At 69.7% G+C, this 21,257-nt stretch carries 27 protein-coding genes; 19 read left to right on the top strand and 8 right to left on the bottom strand.

Annotated elements, in window-relative coordinates; translation table 11 throughout:
• The first annotated feature begins 304 nt into the window (after window positions 1–304).
• Window positions 305–1,219: a heme o synthase gene (locus J5V96_RS13040; protein WP_208500110.1), complete on the top strand. Its 915-nt coding sequence runs from the start codon at window positions 305–307 to the stop codon at window positions 1,217–1,219.
• 88 nt (window positions 1,220–1,307) lie between these two features.
• Window positions 1,308–1,823: a YbhB/YbcL family Raf kinase inhibitor-like protein gene (locus tag J5V96_RS13045; RefSeq protein WP_208500111.1), complete on the top strand. Its 516-nt coding sequence runs from the start codon at window positions 1,308–1,310 to the stop codon at window positions 1,821–1,823.
• A gap of 25 nt (window positions 1,824–1,848) precedes the next feature.
• Here J5V96_RS13045 and J5V96_RS13050 read toward each other — a convergent pair whose 3' ends face one another.
• Window positions 1,849–2,922 carry a COX15/CtaA family protein gene (locus tag J5V96_RS13050; protein ID WP_208500112.1) on the bottom strand — a complete coding sequence of 358 codons (1,074 nt, stop codon included), beginning with the start codon at window positions 2,920–2,922 and terminating at the stop codon, window positions 1,849–1,851.
• A gap of 246 nt (window positions 2,923–3,168) precedes the next feature.
• Here J5V96_RS13050 and sufB point away from each other — a divergent pair, with 246 nt between their 5' ends.
• The 8 genes from sufB (at window position 3,169) to J5V96_RS13090 (ending at window position 10,910) form a co-directional block, all read left to right on the top strand.
• On the top strand, window positions 3,169–4,587 hold the full coding sequence (gene sufB / locus J5V96_RS13055) for a Fe-S cluster assembly protein SufB (RefSeq protein ID WP_208500113.1): 1,419 nt from the start codon (window positions 3,169–3,171) through the stop codon (window positions 4,585–4,587).
• A 1-nt stretch (window position 4,588) separates the two neighbouring features.
• Window positions 4,589–5,800 (top strand): Fe-S cluster assembly protein SufD, encoded by a 1,212-nt coding sequence (gene sufD, locus J5V96_RS13060; RefSeq protein WP_208500114.1) that lies wholly within the window; start codon window positions 4,589–4,591, stop codon window positions 5,798–5,800.
• Window positions 5,797–6,123, top strand: a complete 327-nt coding sequence (locus J5V96_RS13065; protein ID WP_208500115.1) for a non-heme iron oxygenase ferredoxin subunit — start codon at window positions 5,797–5,799, stop codon at window positions 6,121–6,123. Before sufD ends, J5V96_RS13065 begins: the two co-directional genes overlap by 4 nt.
• Window position 6,124: 1 nt before the next feature.
• The gene (sufC, locus tag J5V96_RS13070) at window positions 6,125–6,895 is read left to right on the top strand and encodes a Fe-S cluster assembly ATPase SufC (protein ID WP_208500116.1); all 771 of its coding nucleotides are present in this window, start codon (window positions 6,125–6,127) and stop codon (window positions 6,893–6,895) included.
• A gap of 10 nt (window positions 6,896–6,905) precedes the next feature.
• Window positions 6,906–7,235 (top strand): metal-sulfur cluster assembly factor, encoded by a 330-nt coding sequence (locus tag J5V96_RS13075; RefSeq protein WP_208500117.1) that lies wholly within the window; start codon window positions 6,906–6,908, stop codon window positions 7,233–7,235.
• A 78-nt stretch (window positions 7,236–7,313) separates the two neighbouring features.
• A complete protein-coding gene (locus J5V96_RS13080; RefSeq protein ID WP_307793347.1) occupies window positions 7,314–8,465 on the top strand; it encodes a MalY/PatB family protein in 1,152 nt (383 codons plus the stop codon).
• 7 nt (window positions 8,466–8,472) lie between these two features.
• Window positions 8,473–9,915: an MFS transporter gene (locus tag J5V96_RS13085; RefSeq protein ID WP_208500118.1), complete on the top strand. Its 1,443-nt coding sequence runs from the start codon at window positions 8,473–8,475 to the stop codon at window positions 9,913–9,915.
• Between the two features lie 35 nt (window positions 9,916–9,950).
• Window positions 9,951–10,910 (top strand): siderophore-interacting protein, encoded by a 960-nt coding sequence (locus J5V96_RS13090; protein WP_208500119.1) that lies wholly within the window; start codon window positions 9,951–9,953, stop codon window positions 10,908–10,910.
• Here the strand turns inward: J5V96_RS13090 and J5V96_RS13095 are convergent.
• Complete coding sequence (locus tag J5V96_RS13095; protein WP_208500120.1) at window positions 10,874–11,548, bottom strand: TetR family transcriptional regulator; 675 nt, start codon at window positions 11,546–11,548, stop codon at window positions 10,874–10,876. The genes J5V96_RS13090 and J5V96_RS13095 overlap by 37 nt on opposite strands.
• 83 nt (window positions 11,549–11,631) lie before the next feature.
• Here J5V96_RS13095 and J5V96_RS13100 point away from each other — a divergent pair, with 83 nt between their 5' ends.
• The 5 genes from J5V96_RS13100 to J5V96_RS13120 all read left to right on the top strand — a co-directional run bounded on the left by J5V96_RS13100 (window position 11,632) and on the right by J5V96_RS13120 (window position 15,633).
• The gene (locus tag J5V96_RS13100; protein WP_208500121.1) at window positions 11,632–12,243 is read left to right on the top strand and encodes a biotin transporter BioY; all 612 of its coding nucleotides are present in this window, start codon (window positions 11,632–11,634) and stop codon (window positions 12,241–12,243) included.
• The gene (locus J5V96_RS13105; protein ID WP_208500122.1) at window positions 12,243–12,980 is read left to right on the top strand and encodes an energy-coupling factor ABC transporter ATP-binding protein; all 738 of its coding nucleotides are present in this window, start codon (window positions 12,243–12,245) and stop codon (window positions 12,978–12,980) included. Before J5V96_RS13100 ends, J5V96_RS13105 begins: the two co-directional genes overlap by 1 nt.
• A complete protein-coding gene (locus tag J5V96_RS13110) occupies window positions 12,977–13,570 on the top strand; it encodes an energy-coupling factor transporter transmembrane component T family protein (RefSeq protein ID WP_208500123.1) in 594 nt (197 codons plus the stop codon). The genes J5V96_RS13105 and J5V96_RS13110 overlap by 4 nt, the downstream gene beginning before the upstream one ends.
• Complete coding sequence (locus J5V96_RS13115) at window positions 13,567–13,914, top strand: CHY zinc finger protein (protein WP_208500124.1); 348 nt, start codon at window positions 13,567–13,569, stop codon at window positions 13,912–13,914. The genes J5V96_RS13110 and J5V96_RS13115 overlap by 4 nt, the downstream gene beginning before the upstream one ends.
• Window positions 13,915–14,034: 120 nt before the next feature.
• Window positions 14,035–15,633: an ABC-F family ATP-binding cassette domain-containing protein gene (locus J5V96_RS13120; protein ID WP_208500125.1), complete on the top strand. Its 1,599-nt coding sequence runs from the start codon at window positions 14,035–14,037 to the stop codon at window positions 15,631–15,633.
• Between the two features lie 24 nt (window positions 15,634–15,657).
• Here J5V96_RS13120 and J5V96_RS13125 read toward each other — a convergent pair whose 3' ends face one another.
• The 3 genes from J5V96_RS13125 to J5V96_RS13135 are packed head-to-tail and all read right to left on the bottom strand — an operon-like array spanning window position 15,658 to window position 17,101.
• Window positions 15,658–16,500 carry an SURF1 family cytochrome oxidase biogenesis protein gene (locus J5V96_RS13125; RefSeq protein WP_372439922.1) on the bottom strand — a complete coding sequence of 281 codons (843 nt, stop codon included), beginning with the start codon at window positions 16,498–16,500 and terminating at the stop codon, window positions 15,658–15,660.
• Window positions 16,497–16,724 carry a hypothetical protein gene (locus J5V96_RS13130; RefSeq protein ID WP_208500126.1) on the bottom strand — a complete coding sequence of 76 codons (228 nt, stop codon included), beginning with the start codon at window positions 16,722–16,724 and terminating at the stop codon, window positions 16,497–16,499. The genes J5V96_RS13125 and J5V96_RS13130 overlap by 4 nt, the downstream gene beginning before the upstream one ends.
• A complete protein-coding gene (locus J5V96_RS13135; protein WP_208500127.1) occupies window positions 16,721–17,101 on the bottom strand; it encodes a DUF3099 domain-containing protein in 381 nt (126 codons plus the stop codon). The genes J5V96_RS13130 and J5V96_RS13135 overlap by 4 nt, the downstream gene beginning before the upstream one ends.
• 158 nt (window positions 17,102–17,259) lie before the next feature.
• On the opposite strand from J5V96_RS13135, the gene fabG reads away from it, so the two are divergent.
• The gene (gene fabG, locus J5V96_RS13140) at window positions 17,260–17,979 is read left to right on the top strand and encodes a 3-oxoacyl-ACP reductase FabG (protein WP_307793350.1); all 720 of its coding nucleotides are present in this window, start codon (window positions 17,260–17,262) and stop codon (window positions 17,977–17,979) included.
• Here fabG and J5V96_RS13145 read toward each other — a convergent pair.
• Genes J5V96_RS13145 through J5V96_RS13155 form a run of 3 tightly spaced genes read right to left on the bottom strand, consistent with a single transcriptional unit; the run spans window position 17,973 to window position 19,669 of the window.
• Window positions 17,973–18,674, bottom strand: a complete 702-nt coding sequence (locus tag J5V96_RS13145; RefSeq protein WP_208500128.1) for an alpha/beta fold hydrolase — start codon at window positions 18,672–18,674, stop codon at window positions 17,973–17,975. The two genes, fabG and J5V96_RS13145, sit on opposite strands and share 7 nt — an antisense overlap.
• 40 nt (window positions 18,675–18,714) lie before the next feature.
• Window positions 18,715–19,113 (bottom strand): hypothetical protein, encoded by a 399-nt coding sequence (locus tag J5V96_RS13150; protein WP_208500129.1) that lies wholly within the window; start codon window positions 19,111–19,113, stop codon window positions 18,715–18,717.
• 7 nt (window positions 19,114–19,120) lie between these two features.
• Window positions 19,121–19,669 (bottom strand): 2'-5' RNA ligase family protein, encoded by a 549-nt coding sequence (locus tag J5V96_RS13155; RefSeq protein WP_208500130.1) that lies wholly within the window; start codon window positions 19,667–19,669, stop codon window positions 19,121–19,123.
• Window positions 19,670–19,725: 56 nt separating this feature from the next.
• Between J5V96_RS13155 and J5V96_RS13160 the strand changes: the two genes are divergently transcribed.
• The 3 genes from J5V96_RS13160 to J5V96_RS13170 are packed head-to-tail and all read left to right on the top strand — an operon-like array spanning window position 19,726 to window position 21,253.
• Window positions 19,726–20,274: a TetR/AcrR family transcriptional regulator gene (locus J5V96_RS13160; RefSeq protein WP_208500131.1), complete on the top strand. Its 549-nt coding sequence runs from the start codon at window positions 19,726–19,728 to the stop codon at window positions 20,272–20,274.
• Window positions 20,271–20,813 (top strand): pyridoxine/pyridoxamine 5'-phosphate oxidase, encoded by a 543-nt coding sequence (locus J5V96_RS13165; protein ID WP_208500132.1) that lies wholly within the window; start codon window positions 20,271–20,273, stop codon window positions 20,811–20,813. The genes J5V96_RS13160 and J5V96_RS13165 overlap by 4 nt, the downstream gene beginning before the upstream one ends.
• Window positions 20,810–21,253 carry a cupin domain-containing protein gene (locus tag J5V96_RS13170; protein ID WP_208500133.1) on the top strand — a complete coding sequence of 148 codons (444 nt, stop codon included), beginning with the start codon at window positions 20,810–20,812 and terminating at the stop codon, window positions 21,251–21,253. Before J5V96_RS13165 ends, J5V96_RS13170 begins: the two co-directional genes overlap by 4 nt.
• Window positions 21,254–21,257 lie beyond the last annotated feature (4 nt).

Genomic DNA, 21,257 nt, shown 5'->3' on the forward strand with positions numbered 1-21,257 from the left:
GGTAAATCACGCCGGCGCGGTGCTCAACGGATCGTGGATCTCGGGGGCACGCATCACGGCGCGGGTGTTTTCCCAGCATACCGCCGGGCATAGGGGACCAGAGGCGGCCCGTGACGGAGCATGACAGGCGCTTTCACGCGCTCTGCGACGACGTGGTGACGAGGGTGTATCGGCTCCTTCACCACGGGGACGCCCTCACGGTGAGGAGGATGCGGGCGCGTCCGTGCGTGCGGGGCGGATCCGGATGCGCATGCCCTAGAATCGAGAGGTCGTTCCCGAGGTCTGAAAGAGGTAGAGCATCGCCATGTCGACGATCGCACCGGAGACCTCGAAGCCGACGGGACTCGGGCGCAGGGTGCGCGCCTATGTGGCGCTGACGAAGCCGCGCGTGCTCGAGCTGTTGCTGGTGTCGACCGTTCCCGTGATGTTCCTCGCCGCGAACGGGCTTCCCGACCTGTGGCTTGTGCTCGCCACCGTGATCGGCGGCTCGCTGAGCGCGGGCTCCGCGGCCGCGTTCAACATGTACATCGATCGCGACATCGATGCGCACATGCAGCGGACCGAGAACCGGCCGATCGTGACGGGGGAGATCACCCCGCGCAATGCCCTGATCTTCGCGTGGACGCTCGCGATCGTCTCCACGATCTGGTTCCTGCTGACCACGAATCTGCTCACGGCTTCGCTGTCGGCCGGCGCGATTTTCTTCTACGTCGTGATCTACACGATGATCCTCAAGCGCCGCACCGAGCAGAACATCGTCTGGGGTGGCATCGCCGGCTGCTTCCCGGTGCTGATCGGCTGGGCGGCCGTGGCGAACTCGCTCGACTGGGCGCCGTTCATCCTCTTCCTGCTGGTGTTCCTCTGGACGCCCCCGCACTACTGGCCGCTGTCGATCAAGTACGCGGCCGACTACGCGAACACCGATGTGCCGATGCTCGGCGCCACCCGCTCGGGTGTGCAGGTGGGCCTGCAGATCATCCTCTACGCGTGGGCGACGGTCGCGTGCTCGCTGCTGCTGATCCCGGTGGCCGACATGGGCCTGCTGTACATCGCATCCGCGCTGGTGCTGGGCGGGTGGTTCCTCTACGAGTCGCACCGTCTCTACAACCGCACGGTCAAGGGACTCGTGGCCGGACCGATGCGCGTCTTCCACGCGTCGATCACCTACCTGACGCTGCTGTTCGTCACGGTGGCGGTCGACCCCCTGCTTCCCTTCTGATCGGGAGCGCGTGGCGCGGCGTCTCGCCGACCGTCGACGCGCCGAGGGCGCTCTGCCGCGCGAAGAGGCCCGCCGCTAGCCTGTCGGCATGTTCTCCTATGACCCGTACGCAGAGCTCGCGACGCTGCGCGACTTCGCCCCGCTGACGCTCACCAGCACGGACATCGCCGAGGGACAGCCGCTGCCGCGCGCGCAGTGGGGCGCCGGGGGCGGAGGCTCGGACACGTCGCCGCAGCTCAGCTGGAGCGGCGCTCCGGAGGGGACCAGATCGTTCGCCCTGTCCTGCTTCGATCCGGATGCGCCCACCGGCTCGGGTTTCTGGCACTGGGCGGTCTACGACATCCCGCTCGATGTCACGTCGGTCGCGACCGGCCAGAACCCTGCCGGCAAGCTGCTCCGCAACGAGACGGGCGTGCCGGGCTTCATCGGCGCGGGCCCGCCTCCCGGCACCGGCACGCACCGCTACTTCTTCGTCGTGGACGCCCTGGATGTCGAGCACCTCGACATCACCGAGGACGTGACTCCCGCGATTCTCGGGTTCCAGCGGCACTTCCACTCGCTCGCGCGGGGTGTCCTGGTCGCCACGGCCACCGCCGACGACTGATCCCGCCGCGTCGCGCGGCCTGTTGTCAGTCGGCGGAGACGGGACGCTTCAGGCGCAGGACGACCACCGTGAACACCGCGGCCGACACTCCCGCGAGCACCATGTGGACGCCGACGAGGAGCTCGGGCAGGCCGTTGCGCGCCTGGATGATGCCCACGATCACCTGCACGGCGATCACGGCGAGCAGGGCCAGCAGCCAGCGAAGCGGACGCAGGCGCAGCCGCAGGGCCGCCGCGGTCAGGGCGAGGGTGAGGGCCAGCAGCACGTAGCCGGGCCACGAGTGCACGTGCGCGAGCACGGTCGCATCGAACCCGGTGCGGATCACGTTGGGATCGCCGGAATGCGGACCGTTCGAGGTGGTCAGCACGCCGGCGCCGATGGTGGCGACCAGGGCGACCGAGGTGACGTGCGTGAGGATCGCGAACCACTTCGGCACCGCACGCTCGCGCGGACCGGGGGCGTCGTATGCGCGCACGAGATACGCCGCCGTCAGCACAACGAGTGCGACCGAGCTGGCGTAGTGGAAGCCGACGATGAACGGATTGAGTCCGGTGAGCACGGTGATGCCGCCGACGAGACCCTGTGCCACGACGCCGATCACCACGAGCCAGGACAGGATGAGCAGGTCGCGCCGGGCGGGTGCGGTGCGGACCGTGACGACGGCAGCCGCGATCACGGCGGCCAGGGCGACGGCGACACCCGCGACGAAGGATCCGCTCACGGCGATCGTCGCGCCGGCGAGGACGACACCGCCCAGGGCGAACCACCCGGTCCGGATGAGCTCACGGCGCGCGCGGATGTGCAGCAGGGTGAGCACCAGCACGGCCAGCGCGAGCAGCCCCACGACTCCGGTCATCGTGCGGTTGCCGAACTCGATGAATCCGTGGATGCCGAGCTCGGGCGTGGGAACAAGCGACTCAGGTGTGCAGAGCGGCCACTCGGAGCAGCCGAGGCCGGAACCCGTGAGGCGCACCGCGCCGCCCGTGCCGATGATGATGACCTCGGCGATGAACGACAGCCAGGCCAGCACGATCAGCGCGGGACGCACACGCTCGGCGGTGCGAGCCGGGTTCGCGGGGGCGAGAACGTCTGCGGACATGACCGTGGAGCCTCCTGGCGGTACCCCGTGAGACAGGTCCGGGGCGGCCCGATGAAAGGGCGGAACCTGTAGAATTCGGGAAGAGCTGCGGATGCGCGCGAGAAGCCTCGCCGCGCCGCCAAGTCTAGGCGCGAGTTTCTACGCGTCTTATGTGAAAGGCCCACCACGGCTGAGAGCGCTGGCATCCCCAGCGCGTCGCCGGGGCGGCTGACACCGTCTGAGGCCTGATGAGGAGAGTGTGACGCCATGTCCGATGTGCTGATCGACCGCCCCGAGCTCGAAGGTCTGGGGGTGTACGAGTTCGGCTGGCACGACGCGGATGCCGCCGGAGCCAGCGCGAAGCGCGGTCTCAACGAGAACGTGGTGCGCGACATCTCGGCCCTCAAAGCCGAGCCCGAATGGATGCTGAAGACCCGTCTGAAGGGTCTCGACCTGTTCGGCAAGAAGCCGATGCCGACCTGGGGCGCCGACCTCAGCGATATCGACTTCGAGAACATCAAGTACTTCGTGCGCTCCACCGAGAAGCAGGCCCAGTCGTGGGAGGACCTTCCGGAGGACATCCGCAACACCTACGAGAAGCTGGGCATCCCGGAGGCCGAGCGTCAGCGCCTCGTCGCCGGCGTCGCGGCGCAGTACGAGTCCGAGGTCGTCTACCACCAGATCCGCGAGGACCTGGAGGAGCAGGGCGTCATCTTCATGGACACCGACACCGCGCTGCGCGAGCACCCCGAGTTCTTCGAGGAGTACTTCGGCACCGTGATCCCTGCGGGCGACAACAAGTTCGCCGCGCTCAACACGGCCGTGTGGTCGGGCGGCTCGTTCGTGTACGTGCCCAAGGGCGTCCACGTGGAGATCCCGCTGCAGGCGTACTTCCGCATCAACACCGAGAACATGGGTCAGTTCGAGCGGACCCTGATCATCGCTGACGAGGACTCGTACGTCCACTACATCGAGGGCTGCACGGCCCCGATCTACAAGTCGGACTCGCTGCACTCGGCCGTCGTCGAGATCATCGTGAAGAAGAACGCCCGCGTGCGCTACACGACGATCCAGAACTGGTCGAACAACGTCTACAACCTCGTCACCAAGCGCGCCGTGGCGCACGAGGGCGCGACGATGGAGTGGATCGACGGCAACATCGGCTCCAAGGTGACGATGAAGTACCCCTCGATCTTCCTGATGGGCGAGCACGCCAAGGGGGAGACCCTCTCGGTCGCCTTCGCCGGTCCCGGGCAGCACCAGGACGCCGGCGCGAAGATGATCCACATGGCGCCGTACACGCAGTCGTCGATCGTCTCGAAGTCGATCGCCCGCGGCGGCGGTCGTGCCGGCTATCGCGGCGAGGTCCGCGTCGACGCGAACGCTCACCACTCGGCCAACACCGTCCGCTGCGACGCGCTCCTGGTCGACTCGATCTCGCGTTCCGACACGTACCCGGCGATCGACATCCGCGTCGACGACGTGCAGCTCGGCCACGAGGCCACGGTCTCCAAGGTCAGCGAGGAGCAGCTGTTCTACCTGCAGTCGCGCGGCATGCCCGAGGACGAGGCGATGGCGATGATCGTGCGCGGCTTCATCGAGCCGATCGCGCGCGAGCTGCCCATGGAGTACGCCCTCGAGCTGAACAAGCTCATCGAGATGGGCATGGAAGGATCGGTCGGCTGATATGACGACGTCGACGACGGCGCAGACCGCGCCGCAGGACGAGCGCGCCCACGTGGACCCCGCGGCGCAGGTCGCGGGCACCACCGTCCCGGTGCAGACCCGCTCGGAGCGCCTCCGCTCGTTCGAGCCCGCCGACTTCGGTGTGCCGACGGGCCGTGAGGTCAACTGGAAGCACGCTCCCGTGGCGCGCCTGAAGGGCGTGTTCGCCCCGGCCGTGGCCAACGACGGCGTGTCCGTCGCGGTCACCGCGGGCGCCGAGTACCTCGCCGCGCCGCTCGCGATCGGTCAGGCGCCGCGCGGCGAGTTCTTCCTGCCCGAGGATCTGCCGGCGGCGATCGCCTGGCAGGGCGCGAGCGAGGCGCTGCACGTGCGCGTGCCGCGCGAAGCCGAGGTCGCCGAGCCGATCGTGATCGAGGTCACGGGCCAGGGCGCCGACCGCCGTGCCGACGGCCACCTCGTCATCGAGGCCCAGGAGCACAGCAAGGCCACGGTCGTGCTGCGCCACTCGGGCGCCGTGCAGTACGCGCAGAACGTCGAGATCATCGCGCGTGACGGCTCGCACCTCACCGTGGTCAGCGTGCAGCAGTGGGATGACGAGGCCGTCCACGTCGCCGCCCACCAGACGCGTGTGGACCGCGACGCCACGGTGCGCCACATCGTCGTCAGCTTCGGCGGCGGCGTTGTGCGCGTGAACCCGAACCTCGAGCTGGCCGGCACCGGATCGAACGGCGAGCTCTACGGTCTCGCCTTCGCTGACGAGGGCCAGCACCTCGAGAGCCAGGTGTACCTGCACCACAAGGGCCAGGAGACCACCGGCGACGTGCTCTACAAGGGTGCGCTCCAGGGTGTCAGCGCCCGCACGGTGTGGATCGGCGATGTGCTCATCGGTCCGGATGCGAAGGGCACCGACTCGTACGAGGCCAACCGCAACCTGGTGCTCACCAACGGCGCGCGCGCCGACTCGATCCCGAACCTCGAGATCCAGACGGGCGACATCAAGGGCGCCGGCCACGCGTCGGCGACCGGTCGCTTCGACGACGAGCAGCTGTTCTACCTGCAGGCCCGCGGCATCACCGAGGAGGAGGCGCGTCGCCTCGTTGTGCTCGGATTCCTCGCCGAGACCGTGCAGAAGATCGGCATCCCCTCCCTGGAGGAGGAGCTGACCGCGCTCATCGAGAAGGAGCTCGCCGAGGGTGCCGAGGTGACCGCGTGAGCGCCACCCGCGTCTGCGGCCTGAGCGAGCTGGTCCAGGATCAGCCGCTCAAGGTCGAGGCCGACGGCGTCGCGATCGCTGTTGTGCTCGACTCCGCCGGAGAGGTGCACGCCATCGGCGACACCTGCACGCACGGCGACATCTCCCTCTCCGAGGGCTTCGTCGAGGGCGACACGCTCGAGTGCTGGGCCCACGGCTCCGCGTTCTCGCTGCGCTCCGGCAAGCCCCTCAACCTCCCTGCTTACGAGCCCGTCCCGGTGTTCGTCGTCACGATCGACGGCGATGACGTGCTCATCGATCCCAGCCTGAAGAAGGAAGTCTGATATGTCCGTTCTCGAGATCCGCGATCTGCACGTCACGGTCGAAACCGACGAAGGCGTCATCCCCATCCTCAACGGCGTCAACCTCACCGTGCGCTCGGGCGAGACCCACGCGATCATGGGCCCCAACGGCTCGGGCAAGTCGACCCTCGCCTCGACGATCGCCGGTCACCCGAAGTACACCGTCACGAGCGGCTCGATCACCTTCGACGGCGAGGACGTCCTCGAGATGGCCGTCGACGAGCGCGCCCGCGCCGGTCTCTTCCTGGCGATGCAGTACCCGGTGGAGATCCCCGGCGTCACCGTGACGAACTTCCTCCGCACGGCCAAGACGGCCATCGACGGCGAGGCGCCGTCGCTGCGCACCTGGACCAAGGAGGTCAAGGAGGGCATGAAGGCGCTGCGCATGGACGACAAGTTCGCCCAGCGCAACGTCAACGAGGGCTTCTCTGGCGGCGAGAAGAAGCGCCACGAGATCCTCCAGCTCGAGCTGCTCAAGCCGAAGCTCGCGATCCTGGACGAGACCGACTCGGGCCTCGATGTCGACGCGCTGAAGATCGTCTCGGAGGGCGTGAACCGCGCCAAGGACAACACCGGGCTCGGCGTTCTCCTGATCACGCACTACACGCGCATCCTGCGCTACATCCAGCCCGACTTCGTCCACGTGATGGTCAAGGGTCAGATCGTGGAGGAGGGCGGCCCCGAGCTCGCCGAGCGTCTCGAGAACGAGGGCTACGCGGCCTACCTTCCTGCCGACGCGCCCCTCGAGGCGTAAGCTCACCGCCATGACCGCGACTCTCACACCCGAGAAGTACGACGAGGTCACCGAGGCCCTCAAGGACGTGATGGACCCGGAGCTCGGCGTGAACGTCGTCGACCTCGGCCTCATCTACGACCTCGCCTGGGACGACGAGAACGATGCGCTCATCATCCACATGACGCTCACGAGCGCCGGATGCCCGCTCACCGATGTGCTCGAGGAGCAGACGGCACAGGCGCTGGACAACGTGGTGGACCGCTTCCGGATCAACTGGGTCTGGATGCCGCCGTGGGGTCCCGAGCGGATCACGGACGACGGGCGCGACATGATGCGCGCGCTCGGCTTCGCCATCTGACCGCGACCGCGCTCACGCGACGATCACAGGGAAGGCCCGGGAGAGATCCCGGGCCTTCGCCGTCGGTAGGCTGTATCGGTGACCCAGCCGCTCGACGCCCTGCCCATCGAAGAGCTCCGCAGGAGAAGCAGCACGAAGTGGGCGAAGTATCCGGACGACGTGCTCCCGCTCTTCGTGGCCGAGACCGACTTCGCGCTCGCTCCGGCCATCACGCGGTGTCTCACCGAAGCCGTGCAGCGCGGCGACACGGGTTACACGCCGCCCACGACACGCCTGCCCGACGCGTTCGCGGCCTTCGCCCAGCGCCGCTTCGGATGGACCGTCGACCCGGCACGGGTGCGCACCACCTGCGATGTGATGATGGGCATCGCCGAACTGCTGCGCGCGGTCACGAGCCCCGGCGATCGGGTCATTATCACCACGCCGGTCTACCCGCCCTTCTTTGCGGTGAACGACGAGTCCAAGACCGATGTCGTGGCCATTCCGCTGTCGAAGCACAACGACGGCTGGTCGCTCGACCTGCCGTCCATCGAGGCCGCGTTCGCCGAGGGCGCGAAGGTGATGCTGCTCTGCAATCCGCATAACCCCACCGGCACCGTGCACTCGCGAGAGACCCTCGCCGAGCTGGCGCGCATTGCGAAGCGGCACGGGGGCTGGATCGTGAGCGACGAGATCCATGCGCCCCTCACACTGGCGGGCGCGACGTTCACCCCGTTCCTCGACGCGGCGCCCGAGGCCAAGGAGGTCGGCTTCGCCGTCACGAGCGCCAGTAAGGCGTTCAACCTCGCGGGGCTGAAGTGCGCCTTCATCCTGACGGACGCGCCCGAGCCGGCACGCATCGTCTCCGCGATCCCCGACGAGGTCGAATGGCGCACCTCGCTGTTCGGCGTCTTCGCGAACGTCGCGGCGTTCGAGGAGGGCGACGAGTGGCTCGATTCCCTGATCGCGCGGCTCGAACTCAACCGTCAGCTGCTCGTCGACCTGCTGGCTGAGCACCTGCCCGAGGCCCGCTACATGCCGGGGGACGCGGGTTACCTCGCGTGGGTCGATCTGAGGGAGCTCGGCTGGGGGGACAACCCGGCGCTGAAGATCCTGCGCGAGGCGAAGGTCGCGGTGCATCTGGGTCCGCTGTTCGGTGAGCAGGGACGCGGCCACATCCGCATCAACTTCGGCACCTCCCCGGCCATCCTCACCGAGGCTGTGGAGCGCATCGGCGCTCTGCGGGGCTGAGGCGGACATGACGGATCCGCTGAGCGCCGAGCCCCACGCCGAGCCCGCACTGCAGTCCTCTTCGGGCGGCGGGCGGCCGAGCATCCTCACCCTGTGGGACCCGCGAGTCGTCTGGGTGACGCTCGGCGCGGTCTCGCTGATCTTCCTCGCCGCTCTCACGGCGATGGCCCTGACCACGGTGATGCCTTTCGTCGCCGAGGACCTCGACGGTGAGGCCCTGTTCGCGATCGCGTTCTCCGGCACCCTGGCGACGGGTGTCATCGGCATGGTGGCGTCGGGTGCCTGGTCGGATCGTGCGGGCCCGGCCGCGCCGCTGTCCACGGCCGTCATCCTGTTCGTCCTGGGGCAGGCGATGGCCGCGACCGCGCCGACCATGGAACTGCTGGTGCTCGGGCGTCTCGTGACGGGGCTGGGTGCGGGAGGCCAGACGGTGGCGCTGTACGTGGTCGTCGCCCGCGTCTATCCGCCGGCGCTGCACGGTCGGGTGATGGCGCTCTTCTCCGCCGCCTGGGTCGTGCCGTCTCTCATCGGCCCGTTCCTCGCGGGGGCGGTGACCGAGCAGCTGCACTGGCGATGGATCTTCGCGGCCCTGGCGGTGCTGGCCCTCGCCGCCTTCGCGATGGTCGCGCCGCGCCTCCGGCACCTCGCCGAGGCGCCGTCCGCCGAGCGTCCCGCCGGTGTGGGACGCCGACTGCTGTTCGCGGTCGTGGTGGCGGTGGCGGCGCTCGCGTTGGGCATGACCTCCGAGCTCTCGTCGTCGCTGTCGCCGGCCCTCGGGTGGGCCGTCGCGGTCGGAGCCGTGATCGTGATCGCGATCGCCATCCTGCCCCTGCTCCCGCAGGGGATGGTCAGCATGCGCCGGGGCCTGCCGAGCGTGATCCTGATGCGCAGCCTGATCGCGGGCTCGCTGTTCGGCGCCGAGGTGTACGTGCCCTACCTGCTGATCGAGCGCTTCGGGTTCTCTGCGATGTGGGCCGGCCTGGGGCTCACCGCCGCGGCGATCGCCTGGGCGATCAGCGCGCAGATCTCGGGCACCCACGGAGACCGGATCGGCAACACCCGCATCGCGGTCATCGGGGTCTCGTTGCTCGCGATCGCGACGCTCGCATGCGCGCTGACGCCGCTCCTGGCGCTGCCGGTCTGGGTGCCGATCGCGCTGTGGTCGTGCGCGGGATTCGGCATGGGCCTGATGTACCCCCGCCAGACGGTGCTGATGCTCGCCTACTCGAACCGCGCCGAGGAGGGCTTCAACTCCTCCGCGCTGCAGATCAGCGATTCGGTGGGGGCGTCCGCGTCGATCGCGGTGATGGGACTGGTGTTCACCTCCCTGGCGGGCACGGACGCGCAGTTCACCGCGGTGTTCCTGCTCGCGCTGGGCCTGGCGCTTCTCGCTCTCGTCCCCGGGATGAGGCTGGGGCACGGACACGAGACGAATCCGGGGCAGAGGTAAGCCTGTCCTAACTTGGTGACGTAGACTGCCGTCTCGTGACCCTCCTCGACGACTCTCCCGTCCGCCCGGCCTACCGTCTGTACCGCGCGACCGTGCAGCGCGTCGAGCGATTGAGCCCGCATTTCGCGCGGGTCGTCTTCGGCGGGCCCGGCTTCGAGCACTTCGGCACGACGGCGACCGACCAGCGGATCAAGATCCTCTTCCCGCTCGCGGACGGGCGGATGGCCGACATCGGCCAGTACGACGAGGAGCAGTGGGCGGGTGACTGGTACGACCAGTGGCGTTCCCTGCCCGAGGGTGAGCGCAATCCCTTCCGCACCTACACGGTGCGTCGTGTCGACTCAGTGGCTGCGGAGCTGACGGTCGACTTCGTTGTGCACCACGACGCCGGTCCCGCAGGGACCTGGGCCGAGTCGGCGCGCGGCGGCGAGGAGGTCGTGATCTGCGGCCCGGACGCCCGCAGCCCCTACAGCAGCGCTGGCACCGACTGGCGTCCGGCCAATGCGCAGCGGGTGCTGCTGATCGGCGACGAGACCGCCGTTCCCGCGATCGGCAGCATCCTGGAGAGCCTCCCGGCGGATCGGACGGCGGATGTCTTCGTCGAGGTGCCGAGCATCGCCGACGTCGGCGTGTTCGAGGTGTCGCACCCGAAGGTGAACGTGCGATGGATCGCACGATCCTCCGGCGGGACGGGAGAGCGCGCCCACGGTGAGGGCCTGATCGAGGCTGTCACGGAGTGGGCAGCGGCCCATGGCGATGTTCTCGCCCTAGCCGCGGCGCCGCGGCCGCAGGAGATCGTCGAGGTCGACATCGACCGCGAGCTGCTCTGGGACAGCCCCGAGGCCATCGAAGGCGAGTTCTACGCGTGGATCGCGGGCGAGGCGTCGACGATCAAGACCCTGCGTCGCCTGCTGGTCTCCGGTCACGGCGTCGACCGTCGCCGGGTCGCCTTCATGGGCTACTGGCGCAACGGCGTCGCCGAGCGCATCGGCTGATCCGCCGCGCGGCTCGCGTCGTGCGTGCCGGCCGCGTCAGGGGGCGCGGCCGCAGGAAGCCCCGCGAGCAGCATGCGCAGTCCGCGCGCGAAGTCGTCCGCGGTCGATTCCGCGATGTCCGCCTCGCCGGCCGGGAAGGCGCCGAAGCGCGCCGCCTGGATACGCTGCTGCACGAGCGAGGCGTGACCGAGGATGAACTGCAGGATCACCCGCGCATCTGCCTGCACATCCTCCGGGACGATGTCCGCGGGGGATGCGTCGCCGACGAGGGCGGCCGCGAGTCGCAGGTGCGCGGCATCCGACCCCAGTCCGAGCGCCTGCGTGCTCAGCACGGTCTCGGCGCCGTCGCGGTGAGCGAGCAGCGCGTCTCTCAGCGCGTGAGCGACCGCGGCGACCTCCTCGTCGCGGGAGCCCGGGGCGACGGGCTGCGCGGCGGCGACGATGCGGTCGGCCACGGCGGCGAGAAGCTCCTGCTTGTTCTCGAAGTGCCAGTAGAGCGCGCTGGGCTGAACCCCCAGCGCGGTCGCGAGACGCCGCATGGACAGATCGGGGAGTCCCGTCTGCTCGAGGAGGCTCAGGGCCGTGTCGATGATGCCGTCGCGGGTGTGCCGTTCGGCTCGTGCGTCGCGGGCATCCATGACGGTCAGTATAGTGAACGGTGTTCAGGTGAACAGTGTTCAGGTGATCGGCTCGCGATCGCCACACCCGAGGAAGGACCCCCATGGCCGCATCCGCCCGACTCGAGGCTCGCGACCTCGCCCGCGTCGCGATCTTCGCCGCGATCATCATCGTGCTCGGCATCGCAGGTCAAGTGCCGCTGCCCTTCGGCGTCCCCGTCACGCTGCAGACCCTCGGCGTGATGCTCGCCGGGATCGTGCTCGGCGCGCGTCGCGGCGCGCTCGCGGTGCTCGTTGTGCTCGTCCTCACCGCGGTGGGCCTCCCCGTGCTCGCGGGTGGGCGCGGCGGGCTCGGCGTGTTCGCCGGGCCGACGGTCGGCTATCTCGTCGGCTGGCTTCCCGGGGTCGTCGTCACGGGGCTGATCGCGCGAGCCGGTCGCGCCCGCATCCGGTGGTGGCGCGCGGCGCTCGGCGGGCTCGTGGGCGGTGTGATCGTGGTGTATGCCTTCGGCACCCTCGGTCTTGTGCTCGTCGCGGGCCTTTCGTCGCTGGATGCCCTCGTCTCGAACGTCGCCTTCCTGCCGGGCGATGCGCTCAAGTCGCTCCTGGCCGGGGTGCTCGCGGCCGCTGTGTGGCGCGCATATCCGCCCGCGTTCGCTTTCGCGCCGACGGCGCGTGCCGAGGTGCGCGCGCAGGCGAAGGCCGACACGGTCTGATGAGCGAGCGCACCGACGCGTCGTCGCCCCCGTCGATCGAGCTCGACGGGGTATCGGTCGAGCTCGGCGGGCAGCCGGTGCTGCGCGACGTCTCGGTGCGCCTCGATCAGTCGCGGATCGCGGTGATCGGCGCGAACGGATCCGGCAAGTCGACATTCGCTCGTCTGCTCAACGGACTCCTCGCGCCGACGACGGGGCGTGTCACGGTGCACGGGATCGACGTGCAACGCGATCCGAGACGCATCCGCGAGAGAGTGGGATTCGTCTTCACAAATCCGGATGCGCAGATCCTGATGCCGACGGTGGCGGAGGACGTGGCGCTGTCGCTGCGGGGGTCCGGTCTGCACAAGAGCGAGATCGCGGCGCGCGTCGCGGCGGCGCTGGAGCGGCACGGGCTGGGGGAGCGGGCCGACCAGCCCGCGTACAGCCTGTCCGGCGGACAGAAGCAGCTTCTCGCGCTGATCTCGGTGCTGATCCGCGAGCCTGCCGTCGTCGTCGCGGATGAGCCGACCACACTGCTCGACCTCGGCAATGCGCGCCGGATCGGTCGGCTCCTCCTCGAGGACGTCGTCGCGCAGACGGTCATCGTCACTCATGACCTCGAGCTCGCGGCACGGTGCGATGTCGCGCTGCGATTCGCGGACGGACGACTCGTCGAGACGGGGGAGCCCGCTCAGGTGATCGCCCGATACCGGGCCGAGCACGGCGACCCCGCACGCGAGGGTCTCGCGCCGTGATCTCGCTCTATCGCCCGGGCAGCAGTCCGCTGCACCGCCTTCCGGCGGGCGTGAAGCTCGCCGGCCTGGTGGTGCTCTCGCTCACGATCTCGATCGGGGCGCGCACGCCGCTCCTCGCGGGGGGTGCGATCGTGCTCGTCTTCGGCGCGTTCGCGCTCGGCGGGTTCGGCCCGGTCACCTGGCTGAAGCAGCTCTGGTTGACGCGCTGGCTGGTCGTCTTCGTGGTCGTGATGCAGCTGATCTTCCTCACGCCGGCGGACGCGATCGTCAACACCACCCGGATCATCGCGGTCGTGCTGCTCGCGAGTCTCCTGACGCTGACCACCCGCACGGCGGACCTGCTCGATGCGCTGCAGGTCGCCCTGACGCCGCTGCGCCGCGTCGGAGTCGACCCCTGGAGAGTGGGGTTCACGCTCACTCTTGCCATCTCGCTGGTGCCCGTCGTCGCCGACTTCGCGACGCGGATCCGCGATGCCCAGCGCGCGCGGGGCGTGCGGCTCGGGCCGCGCGCCGTCGTCCCCCTCCTCGTGATGTCGCTGCGCCACGCCGACGACGTCGGCGACGCGCTCACCGCGCGCGGACTCGCATGAACGAGCAGTCGATCGGCGCCATCCGCGTGGGCGATCACGTGGTGCACGGACGCAATGTCGACGCGCAGACGCGATGCGTGCACTGGCACACCGAACTCGACGTGCTGGCGATCCTGTTCCCGTGCTGCGACCGCTGGTATCCGTGCCACGACTGCCACGCGGACGACGCAGGCCACCCGGCCCAGCCCTGGTCCGCCGATGCGGGGGATCGCCATGCCCTGCTGTGCGGCGTCTGCGGTGGCACCACCCCCATCGCGCAGTACCGCGCGACCTCGCGCTGCGGCGCCTGCGGTCGCGACTTCAACCCGGGCTGTCGCCGGCACCACCACCTCTACTTCCGGTGAGCGACACGGGCGGTCCGGCGCACAGGATCCGTCCGTCCGCGGAAGCTATGCTGGGACGCTGGCCTGCTCCTCCCGGAATCTGCGGCCGATTTCCCGCTTTCTGAAGAACGGACGTCCGCTGTGCTTGCCGTGCACGACCTCGAGATCCGCGTGGGCGCGCGCATGCTCATGTCCGATGTCTCCTTCCGCGTCAGCCCTGGCGACAAGGTCGGTCTCGTGGGGCGCAACGGTGCCGGAAAGACCACGCTCACGAAGGTGCTCGCGGGTGACCTGATCCCGGCCAACGGCACCGTGACGCGGTCGGGCGAGCTCGGCTACCTGCCGCAGGACCCGCGCTCCGGCGACCCCGAGATGCTCGCGCGCACGCGGATCCTGGACGCGCGCGGTCTCGGCACGCTGCAGCTGGGCATGCGTGAGGCGTCGGAGGCGATGGGGTCGGACGACCCGAAGGTCTCCGCGAAGGCGATGAAGCGCTACGCGCACTTCATGGAGCGCTTCGAGGCGCTCGGCGGGTACACCGCCGAGGCGGAGGCCGCGGTGATCGCCAGCAACCTCTCGCTGCCCGACCGCATCCTGGACCAGCCCCTCAAGACGCTGTCCGGTGGTCAGCGCCGCCGCATCGAGCTCGCGCGCATCCTGTTCTCGGATGCCGAGTCGATGATCCTCGACGAGCCCACCAACCACCTCGACGCCGACTCCGTCATCTGGCTTCGCGAGTTCCTGAAGTCGTACAAGGGCGGCCTGATCGTCATCAGCCACGATGTCGACCTGGTCGAGGAGACGGTGAACCGCGTCTTCTACCTCGACGCGAACCGCCAGGTCATCGACATCTACAACATGGGCTGGAAGCACTACCTGCGCCAGCGCGTCGCCGATGAGGAGCGTCGCAAGAAGGAGCGCGCCAACGCCGAGAAGAAGGCGTCCGTGCTGCAGCAGCAGGCCGCCCGCTTCGGCGCCAAGGCCTCCAAGGCCGCCGCCGCTCACCAGATGGTCGCGCGCGCCGAGAAGCTGCTGGCAGGGCTCGAGGAAGTGCGCCAGGACGACCGCGTCGCCGCGCTGCGCTTCCCGAAGCCGGCCGCCTGCGGCAAGACGCCGCTGATGGCGAAGTCGCTGTCGAAGTCGTACGGCGCCCTGGAGATCTTCGCGGGCGTCGACCTCGCGATCGACCGCGGGTCCAAGGTCGTGGTGCTGGGCCTCAACGGTGCGGGCAAGACGACGCTGCTGCGCATCCTCGCGGGCGCCGACAAGAGCGACACGGGCGAGATCCTCCCGGGTCACGGCCTCAAGATCGGCTACTACGCCCAGGAGCACGAGAACCTCGACGTCAAGCGCTCGGTGCTCGAGAACATGGTGTCGGCGGCGCCGAACCTCAACGAGACCGAGGCCCGCAAGGTGCTGGGATCGTTCCTCTTCACCGGCGACGACGTGCACAAGCCGGCGGGTGTGCTGTCGGGCGGCGAGAAGACGCGCTTGTCGCTGGCCACGCTCGTCGTCTCGAGTGCGAACGTGCTGCTGCTGGATGAGCCCACCAACAACCTCGACCCCGCCTCGCGCGAGGAGATCCTCGGTGCGCTCTCGCACTACGAGGGCGCGGTGGTGCTCGTCTCGCACGACGAGGGCGCCGTCGAGGCGTTGAACCCCGAGCGTGTGCTGCTGCTGCCGGACGGCGTCGAGGACATCTGGAACAAGTCCTACCTCGACCTGATCACGCTGGCCTGACCCGCCCGGGCCGCGTCCCGCGGCTCAGGCGTCGAGCAGGGCGTCCTCTTCGTCGGCGTCGCGGTCCTTGCGCGGCGCGCGCCCCGCGCGCATCTTCGCGGCGGGCAGCTCTTCGTCGTCGTCCGCGTCCTCCGCGTCTTCGCGCCGTGCCTTGATCTCGGTGCGGATCATGTACCCGATGAACACGAAGCCCATGATCGCGAACAGGATCCACTGGATCGCGTAGGACAGGTGCGGCCCGGGGTCGTCGGTGGGGGAGGCGAGTTCGGAAGGGCGCGTCGCGGGCGCGGGGTCCTCCGACACCATCAGCAGGTAGAACGACGTCTCGGTCGTCTCGCCTGCCACCTCGGCGACGGAGGGCAGATGGATGGTCGGCAGCTGGCCATCGGGCGCGCTGCGTCCCGACTTCGGCAGCGGTTCGCCCGGGCGCATCCTGCCGATCACGGTCGTCTCGCCTTCGGGTGCCGGTGGGACGTTTTTGGGCACCTCGTGCTCGCCCGGGGCGACCCAGCCGCGGTCGACGACGACGATGCGGCCGTCGGCCAGCTCGAAGGGCACAAGCACCTCGAAGGCACTGGTGCCGCCCTGAGCGCGGTTGCGCACGAGCAGCTGCTGGTCGGTGAGATAGCGCCCGGTCATCACGACGGGATGCCACTCGTCGTCTTCGGGGTCGAACCCCTGGTCGAGCACGGTCGCCGCATCGATCGGCTCGGCGTCGTAGTTGGCCGCGACGAGCGCGAGCATCGTCGCGCGCTCCTCATTGCGAGAGAACTGCCAGTTCGACAGATACGCGCACGCTATGGCGAATGCGATCGCGATCGCGGCATAGACGCTCCAGCGCGCCGCGCGCTGCTTCATCACGCTCATGCGGCGCCCTCCACTCCGGCGGTGACCTCAAGGGGGAAGTCGCGGGCCGCGAGGAACTCGCGCAGGTATCCCACGTGCTCGTCGCACGCCAGCCAGAGCTTGCGGCGCTCGGCGGTGTGGATGCGAGGGTTGCGCCACGCGATGGTCCACGTCGCGGCCTCGTGACAGCCCGCGCGGGAGCAGGTGGGGGCGTCGAAGCCGCCGCCCAGGAGATCGCCGATCATGCCTCTGGCTCTCGATCCTGCTTCTTCGCAGGCGATTCGCTGATCCGGATCACCGTGGGAGGTGTCTGCGGCGCCTCGGCCGGCTTCTCCGCGGCCTGCTCGATCGCGATCTCCGGCGCCTGTGCGGTGGTGGCGGACCGGGCGCTGGCGGCATTCGCACCGACCACCGCGATGTACGGCAGGAACACCGCGCCGACCGCGAAGACCCACGTCCACCAGCCGAAGGGCTGCACAAGAGCTGCCAGGATGACGCACGCGACGCGGATGCCCATGGTGAGCAGGTAGTTGCGCACGCGGTCGCTGGCGTCGTCACTCGGAGAGACGGGCAGCGACGTCGCCGACTGGGCGGCGGAGTGGTCTTTTCTGGGGGATCGCACGATGCATCCAGCCTACGCCGCGCGGCCCCTGTTGGCCTGGGAGTACAGGCCTTCCCAGCGGGGTTTGTGCGCGCCCGCACCCCGGTGCCACACGGTGCGGTCAGTAGGCTGGCCAGGATCGGCGGATCGCCGGATCGGACGGACAGGAGCGAAGAATCGTGAGCATCGACAGCACCGGGCGTGTGGTCCTCGTGACCGGGGGCAACCGCGGGATCGGCCGGGCGATCGCGGAGCGCTTCGTTCAGGAGGGGTACCGCGTCGCGGTGACCGCTCGCAGCGGCGAGGGCCCCGAGGGCACGCTGACCGTGCGGGCCGACGTCACCGATTCGGCCGCGATCGACGCCGCGTTCACCGAGGTCGAGCGTCAGCTCGGGCCGGTCGAGGTGGTCGTCGCCAACGCCGGCATCACCAAGGACACGCTGCTGCTGCGCATGAGCGAAGACGACTTCGACAGCGTCGTCGCCACCAACCTCGGCGGCTCGTTCCGTGTGGTCAAGCGCGCGTCGAAGGGGATGCTCAAGGCCCGCTTCGGCCGTGTCATCCTCATCTCGAGCGTCGTCGGCCTCTACGGGTCGGCAGGCCAGGTCAACTACGCGTCGTCGAAGAGCGCTCTCGTCGGATTCGCTCGCTCGCTCACGCGCGAGCTCGGTGCGCGCAACATCACCGCGAACGTCGTGGCTCCCGGGTTCATCGAGACAGACATGACGGCCGAGCTCGACGAGTCGACCCAGGCCGAGTACCGCAAGGCGATCCCTGCCGGACGCTACGGCTCGGCCGCCGAGGTCGCGGCCGCGGTGACCTGGCTGGCGTCGGACGACTCGGCGTACATCTCGGGTGCCGTGATCCCAGTCGACGGCGGCCTCGGCATGGGTCACTGAACGCGGTCGGCGACCTTCAGGATCTCGCCCGCCAGCAGCGTGGGCTTCGAGAACTGGGGCCAGTGCGCCGTGCCCAGCTTCACCACCTCGAATGACCGGATGCGAGCGACGTTGTCACGCCATGCCGGCCACTGCTCGAGCATCCCGCGCACCTCGGCTTCGTCAGCCGCGCCCGACAGCATCGTGACCGGCACCTCGAAGCGCCGATCGTCGGTCAGGCGCAGCGCGTCGGTCGGCACACGCGCCGGCACGCTGCGCGTCATCGCCGCGGTGCGTTCGCGGGTCGCCTCGTCGAGGTCGCCCGCGTCGTCGCCGAAGAAGTCCCAGCCGGGGAACGCCACCACGCCGTCGGTCACGGGGAACTCCGAGATGTCGGCGCCGTCCGGCGGCGGCACGGTGTCGACGAGCACAACGTGCGCGATGCGATCGGGACGTCTGTCGACGGCGCCGTAGGCGACGTTCCCGCCGCCGGAGTGCCCGACCACGACGATCGGGCCGTCGATCATGTCGATGTGCTCCACCACGCGCTCGACCCAGTCGTGGATGCCGATGTCGGAGGACGCGGCGGCCGGTTCGCCGACGCCGGGCATGGTGAGGGGATGTGCGCGGTGCCCGGCCGCATCGATCGCGGTCGTCACGGGGCCCCAGGAGTCGGCGTCGAGCCAGAGGCCCGGGATCAGGATCACGTCGGTCATGCCCGCAGGCTACGGCCGACCACCGACATCTCGCGAGGGGTCAGTCGGCCACGGGGCGTCCCCGGCCGTGTCGCGGGGCGAAGATCGCTGCGAGCACGCCGACGCCCGCGGGGATGTAGAACATGCCCACGGTCGCAAGGCCGAGGAACACCCAGACGTTGAGCAGCACCGCCGTCACCACCGTGAGCGCCGTGCCGGCCGGTCGGAAGACGACGGGAAGCGCGGCGATCGCCACCGGGATCAGCAGAAGCAGGATCGCCATGGGTCCCATGTACGCGAGCAGCGATTCCCGCATCTCGAACTCGTCGCCGCTCCCCGTGTGGCGGGCGACAGCGACGGCGAACGTCGGAGCGAGGAGAGCGACGAGGCTTGCGACCAGGGTGAGCGCCAGCGAGACGAGGTGAACTGTCGTGCGCGGGGATCCGGGTGCGGCGCTCATACGCCCATCATCGTTCAGCGGTGCGCTCCCCGGCGACCGACCCGAGCGGCAGCCGCTCCAGGACTCGCCACGACCCCGCGTGATCCTCGTAGGTGCCGTAATGCACCTCGGAGATCACCGCCCGGATGGGCAGCGCGGATCTGATGTTCGCTGTCGCGGCCCGCAGCGTCGCGGGAGTGCCGGGCGGCGCGGTGCCGATCGTGAGGTGAGGCACCGCGTCCTCGTACTCTCCGGCGTAGGGCGGGAAGTCGGGGAACGCGTGGTGGACGGCGCTCGTGAGGGCACGGAAGCCGGAGTCATCGGCAGCCCGGAGCCACGCGACCTCCTCTCCGAACCAGCCGATGTCGGTGAATTCGACGAAGAACGCGCTGACCGAAGCGATCACCGCCGCGAGCTCGGCTCGCAGGGACTCGTCGAGTGCGTCGGGGAGCGCGAACGGGACGATGACCGTCACGTGGGGCGGCACGCCGATCTCGCTGGACGTGTCGAGCTGGTCGCGGTGGCGTTCGACGACGGCCTCCGCGGCGAGGACCGGGCAGATGAGAGCGGCGTTCATCGCCTCACCATAACGGGCACTTCCAGACCTACCTCTAGGTATGTCACACTCGCACCATGTCCTCAGACACACGCGACACCCTCATCGGCGCGGCGCAGGAGCTGTACGCCGAGAGCGGGGTCGCCGCGACGACGCCCCGGCAGGTGCTCCAGCGCAGCGGAGTCGGACAGGGGAGCCTGTATCACCACTTCCCCTCGAAACGCGAGCTCGCGATCGCCGCGGTCGAGCGCACGGTGAGCACCGCGCTGGCCGCGGCCGAGGCCGATCTTCACGGCGAGGCCGATCCGCGCTCGCGCCTCGCCGCCTATCTCCAGCGGCCGCGCGATGCGATCAGAGGCTGTCGGATCGGGCGCCTGACCTCGGATCCGTTCGTCATGGCCGACGCGACACTGCGCGACGACGTCGCCGGCTACTTCCGTCGCCTCCTGGACGAGGTCGGCGCGGTCTTCCGCGAGCAGGGGCTGTCGGACGGCGACGCACGCGACCGCGCGACGGCGGCCGTCGCGATCATCCAGGGAGGGTACGTGCTCTCCCGCGCCGCACAGGATCCGGATGCCATGCGCTCGGCCGTGCGGGGCTTCCTCGGTCTGCTGGGGGAGCGATGACGAACGAGACGTGGCTGCGGTCGCTGCCGGCGCTCGCCGGCACTGCTCCCGCCCGGGAGGCGGCCGCCGCGGATCCGGTGCGGATGTTCGACACCTGGATCCGGCTCGCGTCGGAGAGTGTCGCCGAACCTCACGCGATGACGCTCGCGACGGTCGACGCCCACGGAGTGCCGGACGCGCGCACACTGCTCCTGAAGGACTTCGGTGCCCGGGGCTTCGCCTTCGCCGGGCCGCGGCGCTCACGCAAAGGCGCGCAGCTGGCTGGGCGGTCCGCCGCCGCGCTCAGCTTCTGGTGGCAGCCGCTGATGCGTGCCGTGCGGGCGCGGGGCGAGGTGGTCGAGGCCTCATCCGAGGAGTCGGCGGCCGATCTCGCGGCCCGCTCGGCGGCGGCGCGCGACGGCATCGACCCTGCCGACTGGGTTCGGTGGTGGCTGGTGCCGCAGCGCATCGAGTTCTGGCAGGGATCGCCGGACCGCCGGCACACGAGGATCGTCTACACGCACGCCGATGGCGGCTGGCAGCAGGAGGAGCAGGGATGAGCGAGGTCGCATCGCCCGACTGGGAAGTGCTCGAGATCGGTGCACTCGACGAATGGCGCGCGCATCACGGCGGGTTCGATGCGGCGCGGTCGAGGGATGGTCGACGCATCGTCGACCACGAGCTCGCGGCGCAGTACATCGGTCTGTCCGCGAACGCCCTCGTGCCGGGCGAGGAAGCGGGCTACTGGCACACGCACTCGCGCATCGAGGAGCTGTACGTCTTCCTCTCCGGGCGCGGGCAGATGGCTCTCGACGACGAGGTCGTCGAGGTGGGGCCGGGAAGCGTCGTGCGCGTCGGTCAGAACGTGCTGCGCACCTGGCGCGCGCTGCCCGACAGCGATGGCGAGCTGCGGTGGCTGTGCATCCGCGGCGGGGGCGAGCCGCTGCCGGAGTTCCCCGACGACAGCCGGAGGGATCCGGATCGCCCTATGCCCTGGTGATCCG

The organism is Microbacterium stercoris, assembly GCF_017592545.1.
In the GTDB taxonomy this organism is placed as follows: domain Bacteria; phylum Actinomycetota; class Actinomycetes; order Actinomycetales; family Microbacteriaceae; genus Microbacterium; species Microbacterium stercoris.